This is a genomic window from Methylobacterium sp. WL1, from assembly GCF_008000895.1.
Classification (GTDB): Bacteria; Pseudomonadota; Alphaproteobacteria; order Rhizobiales; family Beijerinckiaceae; genus Methylobacterium.
Map to the genome: position 1 here is coordinate 3,484,233 of NZ_CP042823.1, position 14,663 is coordinate 3,498,895.

A 14,663-nucleotide genomic window follows, 5' to 3' on the forward strand; every position below is an offset into this window, starting at 1 on the left:
GTCAGCCCTTCGTGCGCAGGTTGGCGCGCCCACCATCGACCCCGATTACCTGCCCGGTGATCCAGCCGGCCTCGTCCGACACCAGGAAGGCCGCGAGCGCCGCGATATCCTCCGGCCGCCCCAGACGCTGGAGTGCGTGCATGGCGGCGATTCCCTGGGCCAAAGTCTCGTTTCCGGTGATGGCGGCGGCCAACGGCGTCCGGGTCAGTGAAGGCGCAACCACGTTGACCCGGATCTGCGGTGCCAGTTCGGCCGCAAGCGACAGGCCGAGCGCCTCGACGGCACCCTTGGCCATCGCCACCGAGGCGTGCGCCGGGAAGCCCTGTGCCACGGCCACCGTCGAGAACAGCACGACACCGGAGCCCGAATCGCCGGCGCCGGACTTGAGTGCGGCTGCGGCGGATTGCACGGCCGAGAAGGCGCCGAGCGCATTGAAGCGGAAGTCGGCCTCCACATCGGCCCGGGTCAGCCGTCCGAGCGGCCGCAGGTTGATGGTGCCGACCGCGTAGACCAGACCCGCGAGACAAGGCCCCGCCGCCTCGCTGGCAGCTGCGAAGAAGTCCGGATCGCCGACGTCCCCCGCCGTAAAGGTCGTATCGCCGAGTTCGTCGGCCACTTGCGCCAGCCGGTCGCCGTCCCGGGCCGCGAGATGCAGGGCGTAGCCGCGCGCCCGCAGAACCCGGGCGGTCGCCAGGCCAATTCCCCCCGTGCCTCCGTAGATCAGAACCTGTCGCACGCACGGGCCTCTTGCTACCCAACCTGACCCGGACAAAGTAAGGCCGGTGCTGTTGCCGGGCAGGCGGCCGGCCCACCCTCTCCACGTGCACAAGGTCGCAGGCGGCAAGCATGAAGTTCGCGTTCGCCGGCATCGATTTCCTCGGCGGCGTGTTCGAGGGCCTCGTCGAGGCCGGCTGGAAGCCGGTCAAGCTGTTCACCCGGCCCTGCGACGGCGTCTACGACCACAACGACGTGCTGGTCGCCCGCGCTCGTTCGATGCGCCTGCCGATCCAACTGTCGCGTATCCGCGAGCGCGACATCGAGGCCCTTCAGGCAGAGCATGGCAAGGATTGGGCCTTGGTTGTCGCCGGCTATCCCTGGCTTGTGAAGGGCTGGCGCGGACGGGTTGCCTACGGATTGAACATCCACCCCTCACCGCTACCGACCGGACGCGGCCCCTACCCGCTGTTTCGCGCGGTGCTGGACCGGTACGAGACCTGGGGTGTCACGGCTCACGTGCTCGCCGACGGGTTCGACACCGGCGATATCCTGGCCCAGGAGATCTTCGGCCTCGAATCGGCCGAGTCCCACGAGACCGTGCTCGCGAAGTGCCAGATGGCGGCCCGGCGTCTCGCGTCAGGACCGATCGGCAAGGACCTTGCCGCACGCTGGCGACGTGCCGAGCCTCAGGGCGACGGGTCGTACTGGCCCCGGGCCACCGACGGCGACCGGACCCTCGACTTCCGCCAGGATGTCGAGTCGATCCTGCGCCGGGTCAGGGCATTCGGTACCGTCGAAACCATCGCCCGGCTGGGCGACGCGCGGGTCTACGTCGCCGCGGCGCAGGGCTGGCGCGAGCGCCACCCGCACACGCCCGGCACCGTCGTGCACCGCCATCGCCGGCACGTCGTGATCGCCGCGCTGGACGGTTACGTGCAGATCACCCGCTGGTCGCCGGTGCCGTTGGCCGAGGCCGCGCAGGTCGGGCGCTGACGCCGCGCGTTGTAGCGTGCGGGAACGCATTCGTGATGGGCGGTGTTTCCGCGGGTCCTGGACGTCACGGAGCCTCGCATGTCGACACGCGCAAGCCTCGCCGCAGCCCTCGGGCTTGCCGCGCTGTTCACCGGATCCGCTTTCGCGCAGGGCGTGATCGTGGATCAGGACGATTTCGGTCCCGACGATGAGGTCGTCGTGCGCGACTACATCGTGCGCCGTCCGGTCGGCCCGGGCCCGATCGTCGGATCGATCCCGCTTCGGCCGGGTACCATCGTGCCGGCTGATGTCGAACTTGCGCCGTTCACCGATACACAGAACCCGCGCCTGCGCCGCTACGGCTACTTCGTGGCCCCCGGTGATAAAGTCGTGGTTGTGGATCCGGCGACCCGCGCGGTGGTACGCATCTTCGACCGCTGAGCCTGAACCGGCGCTGGTTCGCCTTCCGGTCGCCGATCCGCTAACACCCTGGTGCGAACGATCAAGAAAAGCGCCAGGGGGAAATACATGAAGGCCAAGCCATACGTGGTCTCGGGCGAAGCGCTGCTCGTCTCGGTGCTGCTCCTCCTGTCGGGGGCGATGCTGTTCGAGTGGATGGTGATCTCGCCGGACAGTCCGGTCTCTGCGCTCCTGCGCGTGATCGGCGCCGCGGCTGCCGCCTTTGTGGCGATCCTGCCCTTCCGCCGAGCCTGAGCACCACACTCACCAGTCGCTGAGCGCAGCGCGCTTCCAGCGGTCGGGGGCGACGCAGCGATACTCGAAGGCTTCGTCCCAGGCATGATCGCCCGGCGAGCAGGTCTCACGGCTGCTCCGCGGCGGGTTCGATGGCGTCTCCCGGACGGAGGCGGCCTGAACCCGTCCCCCATCGCTCACCCGGAACACGGGACCGTTCCCGGTCCCGTAGACCAGATCCCGGCCATCGAAGCCTAAGGTGCGCGCGAAGGCACCGTCACGGTTGCCGTCGAGCGCGATCGACTGGCCCGCGCCCAGCAGGATCGGCACACCGGTGAAACGGCCGGCCGCGGTGTCGATCCCGATCCCGTAGGTGCCCTCCCCTTGGAACGAGAAACCACGGTCGGTCACCGAGCCGGGGAGGTTGCCCAGCAGGACGCCGTAGCCGGTGTGGGCGCCCGGAACGCCGCCCGTGGAGATCTGAAGGCCGACCCGTTGGCGATTGCGATCCGTCGTCGGCGATTGCGCGGAAACGTCGATCTCGGCTCCGATGCAGGAGGCGACCGGGTCGGCCTCCTGGGTCATGTCCACGCAGTTGAAGTTTCCGGCCCAGGACGGCCCCACCGGACCGATGCCGTTGGGCTCCTTGAAGATCGTGCCGTTAACGGCAACGTTCTGCGCTCCGGTGCTGGCCAGGCTCCGGTTGTGCAGTTCGCCCGTGATCGTCCACTCGTAGCCAGCATTCTGCGGGCCCGACGAGCCCAGCGCCCACAGCGCCTTGTAGGTGTGGCCCGGCTCTCCCGACCCCTCCGGGATGTGCCGGTCGACCCGCAGCGTCGAAGCAGGATCGAAACCCCCTGGACGGTTCCACAGGAATGCGTGGCCGCCGTCGAGGCCCGGCAGGCCGCTGCCCTGGACATCGTGGGAGAGCCCCGTGGTCCAGGATGGGGGCGCTGCAGGGGTGGGCGCGACGCCGGGCGCCTCGGCGCGGATGGTGGCCGGCAAGGCGGCCGAGACGAGACATGACAAGACTGCGAGGCGGGGGCGGATGCGCATGGATCGTCTCCGGGGCCCCGTGGGTGCTGGGGGCGTCGAGGTTGTGCGCCGAGCCTGCCGGCTCGGCATCGGAAAAGCCATGATTCCGGCAACTGGCTCGAACGCGGTGGTCGGACCGTGCGTTTGGGTCCCACAGAGCATCGTGATCTGATGCGCAACACATCGAGATGAGGAGAGCGACCTGTGTCGAAGTCGCTGCGATTCCTGCGGAACTGGTTCCTGCTGTCGATCCCGGTCGGGTTGTTCGTCGGCCGCTTCATCAAGGCGGGCAAAGGACCGCCAATGCCCAAGGATGAGCGTCGGTAGCAGCCGCAGCGCATCGCCGGATGCACGCCGCTCGTGACAGAGGGCGGCGTGCGCCGATCCGCGCACAACGTCGGAGGTTCAATCCGGAACTTTAATTTCGTGAAGATACAACCATAGTCAATCGATCATTAGTGTTTTCGGCGCATTTTTACTGACATCGCGGCATATCGGCCGAGATTTCCAGGGTCATTCGGCCATGCCCCGCACCGCCAGGCCCCCGAGCGGCTTCGTCGAGCGACGCACCAGCGACCGCAAGGCAACGGCGCTCCTGGCCTTCGCGCAGCACCCCGACGGATCGCGCTTTCCCTGCCGGATCCAGAACCTTTCCGACGGCGGCGCTATGCTGGAATTCCTCGGCTCCCAGGCTGTCACGTTGGAGACGGCGTTCGACCTCGTGCTGGCGAATACCGAAATACGCTACGCCGTGAAACTAATCTGGCGGAAAGAGCGGACGGCCGGGGTTCTGTTCTGCGTGTGAGAACCGATTGGCCCGAAACTGCGAATCGCAATCTTCGCGGCACACAAGATAAGCACACACAAGGACAACGTAGAATTTTTCTGATTTTCTAACTATTTACTTCTCGTCTGCCGGCTTTGGTCATCCGTACGCGATCGGATCAAGCCGGAGCCCGATCTCATTCGGGTCTTCATCATCGTGAATTGCATGGTGAGCGCGCTGGGACTCGAACCCAGGACCTACAGATTAAAAGTCCGTTGCTCTACCAGCTGAGCTACGCGCTCGCGTCCGGGGACCGCCCTGCGGCGGCCGCGCGGGGACGGCGCGTTCGCAATAGGTGAGCGGGGCCGGGGGGTCAACACGTGGTTGTGGGTGGTGCCTATTCGCCGTCCCCGCGAGCGCGCTCGACAATGCTCCGGGCCTCGGCGAAGGCTGCGTCCGGGTCGAGGGTGGTGGTGTCCAAGCGGACCGCGTCGTCGGCCATGCGCAGCGGCGCTGCGGCCCGGGAGGCGTCGCGGGCGTCGCGGGCCTCGATGTCGGACAGGATCGCCGAGAAGGTCGCGGCTTCGCCGCGTCCGCTGAGTTCGAGGTGGCGACGGCGGGCGCGCTCCTGGGACGAGGCGGTGATGAACAGCTTCACGCTGGCCATCGGGCAAACCACCGTGCCGATGTCGCGACCGTCCAGCACGGCGCCCTGAGGATCGGCCGCGAAGCGGCGTTGCCAAGCCAGCAGGGCGGCGCGCACCTCTGGGACTGCCGAGATCCGCGAGGCCGCCTCGCCCATGGCGCGGTCGCGAAGGCGCGGATCATCCAACCTGTCGGCGTCGAGGGCCTGGGCCGCCCGGGACGCGGCCTCCGAATCGTCCAGGGACAGGCCGGAATCGATCATGGACAGCGCAACGGCACGGTAGAGGAGCCCGGTGTCGAGATGCGGCAGCCGGTAATGGTCGGCCAGTCGCTTAGCCAGCGTTCCCTTGCCGGAGGCGGCCGGTCCATCGATCGCGATGACGAGCGGCATGATGTCAGGCCCCGATCTGGCCGCCGAGGGCCTGCATGGACGGCAGGAAGCTCGGGAAGCTGGTGGCGATCATTGCCCCGTCATCCACCGTGACCGGAGCCTTCGCTGCGAGCCCCATCACCAGGAACGCCATGGCGATCCGGTGATCGAGATGCGTCGCAACCGTGCCGCCTCCGGGCGCTGCCGTGCCGTCGCCTTCGACGACAAGGTCGTCCCCCTCCACGCTATGCCGGACGCCGGTAGCGGCAAGGCCCGCCGCGACGGCAGCGAGCCGGTCGGATTCCTTCACCCGCAATTCGTGCAAGCCATTCATCCGGGTCCGGCCTTCGGCGAAGCTCGCGGCCACCGCCAGCACCGGGTACTCGTCGATCATCGCGGGCGCCCGCTCGGCCGGGACATCGACCCCAGAGAGGCGGCTCGCGCGCACACGCAGGTCCGCGACGGTCTCGCCGCCCTCCTCCCGCTCGGCCACGCGCTCGATCTGCGCGCCCATCTCCAGCAGGGTGGTGATCAGCCCGGTCCGCAGCGGATTCATCATCACGCCCTCGATCGTCACGTCGGATCCGGGCACGATCAGCGCCGCCACGAGGGGGAACGCCGCCGAGGACGGATCAGCCGGGACCACGACGTCGGTCCCGCGCAGGGTTGGCTGCCCGGTGAGTGACACCTTGCGGCCGTGGCCGCCCGGGCCGTGCGGCTCGACGCGGACCTCGGCGCCGAACAGGCGCAGCATCCGCTCGGTGTGGTCGCGGGTGGCGGCCGCCTCGATCACCGTGGTGATGCCGGGGGCGTTGAGGCCGGCAAGCAGCACTGCGGACTTGATCTGCGCGGAGGCTGCCGGGGTCTCGTAGGTGATCGGAATCGCCTCGTTGAGGCCGCGCAGGGTCAGCGGCACGCGCCCGCCCTCGGCCTCGGACAGGACCTGCGCGCCCATGCGGGTCAGCGGATCGAGGATGCGGCGCATCGGGCGCGAGCGGAGCGACGCGTCGCCGTCGAAGGTCGCGGTGACCGGCTGGCCGCCGACCACACCCATCATCAGCCGCGAGCCGGTGCCGGCATTGCCGAAGTCGAGCACGTCGGCTGGGTCGGTGAGGCCGCCGATGCCGACGCCGCGCACGAGCCAGCGCCCCTCGCCGAGTCGATCGATCCCGGCGCCCAGCGCCTTCGCGGCGGCGGCGGTGCGCAGCACGTCGTCACCTTCGAGCAAGCCCTCGACCCGGGTTTCGCCCTGGCTCAGCAGCCCGAGGATCATGGCCCGGTGGGAGATCGACTTGTCGCCCGGGGGACGCAGGCGCCCCTTGAGCGGACTGCCCGGTGCGGCGGAGAGGGGCTGTGGAGGCGAGTCGTGCGACACGGGATGTCCGTTCGGGAATCTCAGGTGGGACGGGATCCGGCGCGTCGTGCGGGTGCGCCGCGGCGCTGCAATCGGACCGTGAGCTGGCGGCGCGGTTAACACGCGCACCGGCCCGCGTCATCCGTCGCGCTCCCCCGACGTCCCGCCGGAAACGGGGTCTGCAGCGCGATGGACAGGTGCGGGAGCCGCGACTACCGGGAGCGACTTCTAAAGGCAGCGGAGGCGACGAGGTATCAGTGCGTGGCCCGCCACGAACTTGGCATGACGCGCCAATGCCCGCGTGGCGGCGCGACGTTCGACGACGGCGCCCGCGAGCTTCCGCCTGCCCGAGATGCGGTGCGGTATACCTCGCGGCGAGCAGGCGTGTCGCGGCGCCACCCCTGAGGCGCGGCCAGCCGACGCCCAGGACGGGATTCGGCCGGGGGCGACACCGTCGTCGGGGAGGAGGCTTCCGGCGACGACGCTTGCGGTCTGATCGGCAGCGATCTCGAGACTGACGAAGAAACTCGACCCGTTCCGGCGCCCAGACTTCGAAGAGTTCACGAAGCGTCCGTGGAGAGTCCAAGACGGTCGGCGTTTCGACGAAGAATCCCGAAAAAGGGGGTTGAGTCCGCGGAAAGAGCCGCCTATAGAACCGGCCTCGCCGGACGCCAGCCGGTCGGCGAGACCCTGCGGGACCCAAACCGCGGCGGACAAGTGGGGCCTTAGCTCAGCTGGGAGAGCGCTTCCATGGCATGGAAGAGGTCATCGGTTCGATCCCGTTAGGCTCCACCATTTTCCTTTCAGCGTGACGCCGCCGGTTCAGGCCGGCTCCGCTGGCCGATCTGACAATACTTTATTCCGCGAACGGCCGGCTCACCGCGTCAGGTGCCCGAGCGGCAGCGCCGTGGTGTACTTCACCTGACCCAGCGCGAAGCTGGAGCGGATGTTGGCGACGCCCGGAATGCGCGTGAGGTGGTCGAGCACCAGGCGCTGGTACTGGCCGAGATCCTCCACCACCACCCGCAGCATGTAGTCGGCCTCGCCGCTCATCAGGTAGCATTCCATCACCTCGGGGCGGCTGCGGACCGCCTCGTCGAAGGCCTGGAGGGCCGCCTGGGTCTGCTTCTCCAGCGAGACGTGGACGAAGACGTTCACCGCGAGCCCGAGGCTCATCGGATCGACCACCGCGACGCAGCCCCGGATGATTCCGGCCTCCTTCAGGTCGTTGACCCGGCGCCAGCACGGCGAGGTCGAAAGCCCGACCTGCTCGGCGAGGTCGGCGATGCTGATCTCGCTGTCCTGCTGCAGGCGTTCGAGGATGCGCAGGCTGGCTGGGTCGAGATGGGCCGGTCGGGAGGCCATTGTTTCGCTCTCCGGTTTGCCACGGGCATAGCATGCCGCTGAGCACGTGACGGCAGGAAAGTTTTTTGGCGGCACCGCTGCGCGCCGGGCAAGCGCCTTCGATCCTCTGTTCGTCCGACCGCCCTGGGTCTTGCACCCAAACCCAAACGCCGCCCCGTCATGCCGGAGCCGCCGAGGGTGCAGGATCTCGCTCTGCCAGTGTTCCTGTTTGCCTGCGGCGCCGCGAAATGACCGGGTCGCTCATCTTGAAGCCACTTCAGCGGCTCACAATCGGTACGATTGACCGTCGTAACGCAAATATCGAGCAAAACATTCCAATCATCGGCCCTCGATGACAAAAATTCGGCACATCCCGCCGCCGGGAAGCTCGTATGCTCCGATCAAAATCGGGAGCCGCACCCATGAACGCCATACCGCCGAGGACGACGATCGCGCGGTCCGCCGAGGTCGATCACGATCCGGCTGAGACCCAGGATTGGCTGGCCGCCCTCGAATCGCTGTTTCGCACTGAGGGCGCGGCCCGGGCGCGGTTCATCCTCGACCGGCTGGAGCGGCGCTCGAAGGAGATCGGCATCCTCGACGAGGCCCTGCCCTACTCGCCCTACCGCAACACCATCGCCTTGGAGAAGCAGCCGCGCTACCCGGGCGACCTCGACATCGAGGAACGGCTCACCTCGATCATGCGCTGGAACGCGCTGGCCATGGTGGTGCGGGCCAACATGGCCTACGGCGAGCTCGGCGGGCACGTGGCGAGCTACGCCTCGGCGGCGGAGCTGTTCGAGGTCGGGTTCAACCACTTCTTCAAGGGCGGTCCGGACGGCGACCTCGTCTATTTCCAGCCGCACTCGGCGCCGGGCGTCTACGCCCGCGCCTTCCTGGAAGGCCGGCTCTCCGAGGAGCAGCTGAAGCACTACCGCCAGGAGATCGCCGGCGACGGCCTGTGCTCCTATCCGCATCCCTGGTTGATGCCGGATTTCTGGCAGGTCCCGACGGGCTCGATGGGCATCGGCCCGATCCACGCCGTCTACCAAGCGCGGTTCATGCGCTATCTCGGCCACCGGGGGCTGGCCGACACCTCCGCCCGGCACGTCTGGGGCGTGTTCGGCGACGGCGAGATGGACGAGCCGGAATCGATCGGCGGCCTCGCGCTCGCCGCCCGGGAGAAGCTCGACAACCTCACCTTCGTGATCAACTGCAACCTGCAGCGGCTGGACGGCCCGGTGCGCGGCAACGGCCAGATCATCCAGGAGCTCGAGAGCCTGTTCCGCGGGGCGGGCTGGAACGTCATCAAGGTGCTGTGGGGCTCCGAGTGGGACGGGATCTTCGCCCGCGATACCAACCACGCCCTGCTGCGCCGCTTCGCCGACACCGTGGACGGCAAGTACCAGACGCTCGGTGCCAAGGACGGCGCCTACAACCTCGCCCACTTCTTCGGGGAGGACGAGGAGGTCCGCGAACTCGTCGCGCACATGTCGGATGCCGACGTGGACCGGCTGAAGCGTGGCGGCCACGATTTCCGCAAGCTCTACGCGGCCTTCGCCGCCGCCAAGGCCACCAAGGGCCGCCCGACCGTGATCCTGGCCAAGACCAAGAAGGGCTACGGCATGGGCGGCGCGGGCGAGTCGCGCATGACCGCCCACCAAGCCAAGAAGCTGGACGTGGATGCGCTCCGCGCCTTCCGCGACCGTTTCGCCCTGCCGCTCACCGACGCGCAGGTGGAGGGCCTGTCCTTCTACAAGCCGGCCGAGGACGGCGCCGAGATGCGGTACCTGCGCGAACGCCGCGAGATGCTGGGCGGCGTGCTGCCGGCCCGCCGCCGCACGGCGCCGACCGTTACCGTGCCGCCGCTCTCGACCTATGCTGGGTTCGCCCTCGAGGCGGCCGGCAAGGAGATGTCGACCACCACCGCGGTGGTCCGCCTGTTCGGCAACCTGCTGAAGCACAAGGATCTCGGGCCGCGCATCGTCCCGATCGTCGCCGACGAGGCGCGCACCTTCGGCATGGCCAACCTGTTCCGGCAGGTGGGGATCTACGCCCCCGAGGGGCAGCTCTACGAGCCGGAGGATGCCGGCTCGATGCTGTATTACCGCGAGGCGCGGGACGGTCAGTTGCTGGAGGAAGGCATCACCGAGGCCGGGGCGATCTCGTCCTGGACCGCGGCGGCTACGGCCTACAGCGTCCACGGCCTGTCGATGCTGCCGTTCTACATCTACTACTCGATGTTCGGGTTCCAGCGCGTCGGCGACCTGATCTGGGCGGCGGCCGACCAGCGGGCGCGCGGCTTCCTGATCGGCGCCACGGCCGGCCGCACGACGCTCGGCGGCGAGGGCCTGCAGCACCAGGACGGGTCGAGCCACCTCGCCGCCGCCGGTATCCCGAACTGCCGGGCCTACGATCCGGCCTTCGCGTACGAGATGGCGGTGATCATCGATCGCGGCGCCCGGGCGATGATGGAAGAGGGTGAGGACGCCTTCTATTACCTCACCGCCATGAACGAGAACTACGCCCAGCCGTCGATGCCGGCGGGCGCGGAAGAGGGCATCCTGAGGGGGATGTACCGCCTGGGGGGCCCGGACATCGGCCCTGCGGCGGTGCGGCTCATCGGCTCGGGCGCGATCCTGCCCGAGGTAATCGCAGCCGCAGCCCTGCTGGCGCAGGATTGGGGGATCGCGGCCGAGCTGTTCAGCGTCACCAGCTTCAGCGAGCTCGCACGCGACGCGAGAGAGGCCGAGCGCCGGGCGATGCTCCACCCGGAGGCCGAAGCGCCCAAGAGCCACGTGGCTGCCCTGCTGCCGGGCGCGACGCCGATCGTGGCGGCGACCGACTACGTCCGGGCCTACCCGCAACTGATCGCCTCCTATCTCGGCGCCCGGTTCGTGACGCTCGGCACCGACGGATTCGGCCGCAGCGACACCCGCAACGCGCTCCGCCGCTTCTTCGAGGTGGACCGGCAGCACGTGGTGGTGGCCGCCCTGCACGCGCTGGCCGAGGCCGGCACGGTGCCGCGCGCCACGGTCGCCGAGGCGATCCGGCGCTACGGGATCGACGCGGACACGCCGGCGCCCTGGACGATCTGACGGCCAGTGCGACCTGACGAACTCCCACCCGCGACCTCATCCTGAGGTGCGTCCGCGTAGCGGATGCCTCGAAGGAGCCCTCCAGCCGGCCGCGCGATCCCTGGAGATCTCCTTCGAAGCTGCTGCGCAGCACCTCAGGATGAGGTCGCGGGTGGGAAGCCACCGGACGTCGCAGTCGCTTCGCGAGGCCCCCGGGCCCCGCCCGCACCAAACGACAATCCGCTCCAGACAAGCCACGGAAACCCGCCCGCATGAGCGCCGCGCTGCAGATCGCCCTCCCGAATATCGGCGATTACCGGGACGTGCCTGTGATCGAACTCCTGGTGAAGCCGGGCGACCGCCTCGCCGTGGACGACCTGATCCTCAGCATCGAATCCGACAAGGCGACCATGGAGGTCCCCTCCCCGGTGGCCGGCACCGTGCGGGAAATTCTGGTCGGGGTCGGATCGAAGGTCTCGGAGGGGACGCCGATACTTTTGGTCGAGCCTGCGGAGGGCGGTGAGGCGGCCGACGCGCCTCTCCCTCCCCCCTCTGCGGGGGAGGGTACCCTGCGAAGCAGGGGGGGAGAGGGGCAGCGCGACGGGGCGGGTTTCACACCTGTCGCCACTCTTCCGGATACGGCGCTCCCCTCTCCCGACCCCCTTCGGGGGCCACCCTCCCCCACAGAGGGGGGAGGGAGCGCGCGCGTTGCAGTGGGGCGTGACAACCCAAGCACCGCCCACACCGGCGACGTCCACGCCAGCCCGTCGGTGCGCCAGCTCGCCCGCGAGCTCGGGATCACCCTCGACCGGGTGCCCGCCACCGGCCCCAAGGGGCGGATCCTGCGGGAGGACATGCACGCCTTCGTCAAGGCGGCGCTCCAGGCCCCGGCCCAGGCGCCGGCCGCCCCCTCGGGCATCGGCGCCGGCCTGCCGCCCTGGCCGCAGGTGGATTACGAAAAGTTCGGACCGGTGCGGCGCGAGCCCCTGTCGCGGATCCAGACAATCTCCGGGGCCAATCTCAGCCGCAACTGGCTGACCATCCCACACGTGACCAATTTCGACCGGGCCGACGTCACCGAGATCGAGGCGTTCCGGGTCGGACTCAACACGGAGACGCGGACACCGCCGGCGCGGGTGACCATGGTGGCCTTCCTGATCAAGGCCGCCGCCCTCGCGCTGCGGGCCTATCCGCGCTTCAACACCTCCCTGGAGGGCTCCGACCTCGTCCTCAAGGACTACGTCCATGTCGGCTTCGCGGTGGACACCCCGAAGGGCCTGATGGTGCCGGTGGTGCGCGATTGCGACCGCAAGGGCCTGATCGAGATCGCCACCGAGATGGCGGCGCTCGCCGACAAGGCCCGGGCCGGCAGCCTCTCGGGCTCGGAGATGCAGGGCGGCTGTTTCTCGGTGTCGTCGCTCGGCGGCATCGGCGGCGACGGCTTCACCCCGATCATCAACGCCCCCGAGGTCGCGATCCTGGGCGCGGCGCGCTCGCGCACGGAGGCGGTCTGGGACGGCAAGGCGTTTCAGCCGCGCCTGATCCTGCCGCTCAGCCTGTCCTGGGACCACCGGGTCGTGGATGGGGTCGCCGCCGCCCGCTTCCTTGGCCACATCGCGTCGGTCCTGTCGGACCTGCGCCGGGCCGTGCTGTGACGGACGCCGCCATGACCGAGACCCGCGAGATCCGCGTCCCCGATATCGGCGACTTTTCCGGCGTGCCCGTCATCGAGATCCCGGTGGCGCCGGGGGACGCCATCGCGCGCGACCAGACCCTGCTGGTGGTTGAATCCGACAAGGCGACCCTCGACATCCCCGCGCCTTTCGCCGGCCGATTGATCGAGATCCTGGTCGGCCTCGGCGACACCGTGTCGGCCGGGACCCTGATCGCCCGCGTGGCCAGGGAGGCGGAGACGACAGCGTCCGTCGATGCGCCCGCCGTCGCGCCCCCGGATGAGTCCTGCGACGTCCTCGTGATCGGCGGCGGGCCCGGCGGCTACGCGGCCGCTTTCCGGGCCGCGGACCTCGGGCAGCGCGTAATCCTGGTGGAGCGGGAGGCGACGCTGGGGGGCGTCTGCCTGAATGTCGGCTGCATCCCCTCGAAGGCGCTGCTGCACGTGGCCGCCGTCACGGAAGAAGCCGGTCGCCTCGCCGCCCACGGGATCAGCTTCGGCCCGCCGGCGATCGACCTCGACAAGCTCCGGACGTTCAAGGCCGGCACCGTGCGGCGCCTGACCGACGGGCTCACCCAGATGGCGCGCCAGCGCAAGGTCGAGGTCGTGCGCGGCACCGCGCGCTTCACCGGGGCGAACACGGTCTCGGTCGCGCTGCAGGCGGGCGGCAGCCGCGCCGTCGCGTTCAGGAGCGCCATCGTGGCGGCGGGCTCGTCGCCGGTGTCCCTGCCGATGCTGCCGGACGACCCCCGCATCGTGAACTCGACGGGCGCGCTGGAGCTACCGTTCGTGCCCCGCCGCCTGCTGGTGATCGGCGGCGGCATCATCGGCCTGGAGATGGCGACGGTCTACAGCGCGCTCGGCGCCCGGGTCGACGTGGTCGAGCGCCTGCCGAACCTGCTGGAGGGGGTGGACCGGGACCTCGTGGCGGTCTGGACCAAGCGCAACGCCCAACGGTTCGACCGGGTCCTGACCGGCGCGGAGGTTGTCTCGGCCACCGCCACCCCGGACGGCATCGCCGTCACGCTCGCGGGCGAGCCGGAGCCGCGGGTCTACGACCTCGTACTCCAGGCCGCGGGTCGGCGTCCGAACAGCGATGGGCTGGGCCTCGACGCGGCGGGCGTCGCGGTGGAGCGCGGCTTCGTGCCCGTGGACTCGCAGATGCGGACCACCGTGCCGCACATCCTGGCGGTGGGCGACCTCGTCGGGCAGCCGATGCTGGCCCACAAGGCGGTCCACCAGGGCCACGTCGCCGCCGAGGTGGCGGCCGGCCACAAGGCCGGGTTCGACGCCGCGGTGATCCCGTCGGTGGCCTATACCGATCCCGAGATCGCCTGGGCCGGCCTCACCGAGACCGCCGCGAAAGCCGCCGGCCGGGCCGTCGCGGTGGCGCGCTTCCCCTGGGCCGCCTCGGGCCGGGCCATCGCCAACGGCGCCGATTACGGGCTGACCAAGCTGCTGTTCGACGCGGAGACGCAGCGGATCGTCGGCGGCGCCATCGTGGGGCCGAGCGCGGGCGACATGCTCGGCGAGATCGTGCTCGCCATCGAGATGGGCGCCGACGCCACCGACATCGGCCGCACGATCCACCCGCACCCGACGCTCGGCGAGACCATCGGGCTCGCGGCCGAGGCGGCGCTCGGCCTCTGCACCGACCTGCCGCCAGCCCGGCGGTAGCAGCGGCCTCGACCCAAAGGCCGAGGTTGGGTAAACGTTCGCCCGCGAGGCCGGACGCGCCCGACCGGGCGTGAGACCAACAGGACGCCTCCACCCGGGGGGATTCGGGCCGAGACGATGCGGTGGACCGAATTACGCTCTCCGGGGATTCCCGATGCCCAGACTCACCTTCGCCGCCCTTGATCCACGGGCCGTCAGACGCTGCGTCGCCTTCCTGGTCCGGCGCGACTGGGCGCTCCATCTCGGTCTCGCGGCGGCGCTGGCGGGCCTTCCGATGAGGCCGTCGGCGGTCGCGGCGGAGGCTCCGGCCGCGACCCAGCCGCAGGCCGCGCTGATCGCCG

Annotated in this window: 13 protein-coding genes and 2 tRNA genes; 9 read left to right on the forward strand and 6 right to left on the reverse strand. The window is 69.7% G+C overall.

Translation table 11 applies throughout. The features are described 5' to 3' along the window. Position 1: 1 nt before the first annotated feature. Complete coding sequence (locus FVA80_RS16935) at positions 2 to 736, reverse strand: SDR family oxidoreductase (protein WP_147909756.1); 735 nt, start codon at positions 734 to 736, stop codon at positions 2 to 4. Between the two features lie 110 nt (positions 737 to 846). Between FVA80_RS16935 and FVA80_RS16940 the strand changes: the two genes are divergently transcribed. The 3 genes from FVA80_RS16940 (at position 847) to FVA80_RS16950 (ending at position 2,403) form a co-directional block, all read left to right on the forward strand. After that, the gene (locus tag FVA80_RS16940) at positions 847 to 1,710 is read left to right on the forward strand and encodes a formyltransferase family protein (protein WP_147909755.1); all 864 of its coding nucleotides are present in this window, start codon (positions 847 to 849) and stop codon (positions 1,708 to 1,710) included. 78 nt (positions 1,711 to 1,788) lie between these two features. Continuing rightward, a complete protein-coding gene (locus tag FVA80_RS16945) occupies positions 1,789 to 2,130 on the forward strand; it encodes a DUF1236 domain-containing protein (protein WP_147853279.1) in 342 nt (113 codons plus the stop codon). An 87-nt stretch (positions 2,131 to 2,217) separates the two neighbouring features. Further along, positions 2,218 to 2,403, forward strand: a complete 186-nt coding sequence (locus tag FVA80_RS16950; protein WP_147853280.1) for a hypothetical protein — start codon at positions 2,218 to 2,220, stop codon at positions 2,401 to 2,403. A 9-nt stretch (positions 2,404 to 2,412) separates the two neighbouring features. Here the strand turns inward: FVA80_RS16950 and FVA80_RS16955 are convergent, their stop codons facing one another. Continuing rightward, a complete protein-coding gene (locus FVA80_RS16955; protein ID WP_147909754.1) occupies positions 2,413 to 3,438 on the reverse strand; it encodes a hypothetical protein in 1,026 nt (341 codons plus the stop codon). 183 nt (positions 3,439 to 3,621) lie between these two features. Here FVA80_RS16955 and FVA80_RS31965 point away from each other — a divergent pair, with 183 nt between their 5' ends. After that, positions 3,622 to 3,744 carry a hypothetical protein gene (locus tag FVA80_RS31965; RefSeq protein ID WP_281408650.1) on the forward strand — a complete coding sequence of 41 codons (123 nt, stop codon included), beginning with the start codon at positions 3,622 to 3,624 and terminating at the stop codon, positions 3,742 to 3,744. 196 nt (positions 3,745 to 3,940) lie between these two features. Beyond that, entirely contained in the window at positions 3,941 to 4,222 is a 282-nt protein-coding gene (locus FVA80_RS16960) for a PilZ domain-containing protein (RefSeq protein ID WP_147909753.1), read from the forward strand. A 187-nt stretch (positions 4,223 to 4,409) separates the two neighbouring features. Here the strand turns inward: FVA80_RS16960 and FVA80_RS16965 are convergent. The 3 genes from FVA80_RS16965 to aroA all read right to left on the reverse strand — a co-directional run bounded on the left by FVA80_RS16965 (position 4,410) and on the right by aroA (position 6,573). Beyond that, a tRNA-Lys gene (locus FVA80_RS16965) sits at positions 4,410 to 4,485 on the reverse strand. A 95-nt stretch (positions 4,486 to 4,580) separates the two neighbouring features. Beyond that, the gene (gene cmk / locus FVA80_RS16970) at positions 4,581 to 5,219 is read right to left on the reverse strand and encodes a (d)CMP kinase (RefSeq protein WP_147909752.1); all 639 of its coding nucleotides are present in this window, start codon (positions 5,217 to 5,219) and stop codon (positions 4,581 to 4,583) included. A 4-nt stretch (positions 5,220 to 5,223) separates the two neighbouring features. Then, the gene (gene aroA, locus FVA80_RS16975) at positions 5,224 to 6,573 is read right to left on the reverse strand and encodes a 3-phosphoshikimate 1-carboxyvinyltransferase (protein ID WP_147909751.1); all 1,350 of its coding nucleotides are present in this window, start codon (positions 6,571 to 6,573) and stop codon (positions 5,224 to 5,226) included. A 698-nt stretch (positions 6,574 to 7,271) separates the two neighbouring features. Between aroA and FVA80_RS16980 the strand changes: the two genes are divergently transcribed. After that, positions 7,272 to 7,347 (forward strand) — tRNA-Ala (locus tag FVA80_RS16980). An 81-nt stretch (positions 7,348 to 7,428) separates the two neighbouring features. Here the strand turns inward: FVA80_RS16980 and FVA80_RS16985 are convergent. Beyond that, positions 7,429 to 7,917 (reverse strand): Lrp/AsnC family transcriptional regulator, encoded by a 489-nt coding sequence (locus tag FVA80_RS16985; RefSeq protein WP_147909750.1) that lies wholly within the window; start codon positions 7,915 to 7,917, stop codon positions 7,429 to 7,431. Positions 7,918 to 8,318: 401 nt separating this feature from the next. Between FVA80_RS16985 and mdeB the strand changes: the two genes are divergently transcribed. From mdeB to lpdA, 3 genes are all read left to right on the forward strand, one after another. After that, on the forward strand, positions 8,319 to 10,994 hold the full coding sequence (gene mdeB / locus FVA80_RS16990) for an alpha-ketoglutarate dehydrogenase (RefSeq protein WP_147909749.1): 2,676 nt from the start codon (positions 8,319 to 8,321) through the stop codon (positions 10,992 to 10,994). A 251-nt stretch (positions 10,995 to 11,245) separates the two neighbouring features. After that, the gene (locus FVA80_RS17000) at positions 11,246 to 12,628 is read left to right on the forward strand and encodes a 2-oxo acid dehydrogenase subunit E2 (protein WP_147957849.1); all 1,383 of its coding nucleotides are present in this window, start codon (positions 11,246 to 11,248) and stop codon (positions 12,626 to 12,628) included. Positions 12,629 to 12,639: 11 nt separating this feature from the next. After that, entirely contained in the window at positions 12,640 to 14,322 is a 1,683-nt protein-coding gene (lpdA, locus tag FVA80_RS17005; RefSeq protein WP_147909921.1) for a dihydrolipoyl dehydrogenase, read from the forward strand. Positions 14,323 to 14,663: the final 341 nt, after the last annotated feature.

Coding starts and splice junctions, on each gene's coding strand:
- FVA80_RS16940 (WP_147909755.1), top strand. CDS start 847: ATGAAGTTCGCGTTCGCCGGCATCGATTTCCTCGGCGGCGTGTTCGAG.
- FVA80_RS16945 (WP_147853279.1), top strand. CDS start 1,789: ATGTCGACACGCGCAAGCCTCGCCGCAGCCCTCGGGCTTGCCGCGCTG.
- FVA80_RS16950 (WP_147853280.1), top strand. CDS start 2,218: ATGAAGGCCAAGCCATACGTGGTCTCGGGCGAAGCGCTGCTCGTCTCG.
- FVA80_RS16955 (WP_147909754.1), bottom strand. CDS start 3,438: ATGCGCATCCGCCCCCGCCTCGCAGTCTTGTCATGTCTCGTCTCGGCC.
- FVA80_RS16960 (WP_147909753.1), top strand. CDS start 3,941: ATGCCCCGCACCGCCAGGCCCCCGAGCGGCTTCGTCGAGCGACGCACC.
- cmk (WP_147909752.1), bottom strand. CDS start 5,219: ATGCCGCTCGTCATCGCGATCGATGGACCGGCCGCCTCCGGCAAGGGA.
- FVA80_RS16985 (WP_147909750.1), bottom strand. CDS start 7,917: ATGGCCTCCCGACCGGCCCATCTCGACCCAGCCAGCCTGCGCATCCTC.
- mdeB (WP_147909749.1), top strand. CDS start 8,319: ATGAACGCCATACCGCCGAGGACGACGATCGCGCGGTCCGCCGAGGTC.
- FVA80_RS17000 (WP_147957849.1), top strand. CDS start 11,246: ATGAGCGCCGCGCTGCAGATCGCCCTCCCGAATATCGGCGATTACCGG.
- lpdA (WP_147909921.1), top strand. CDS start 12,640: ATGACCGAGACCCGCGAGATCCGCGTCCCCGATATCGGCGACTTTTCC.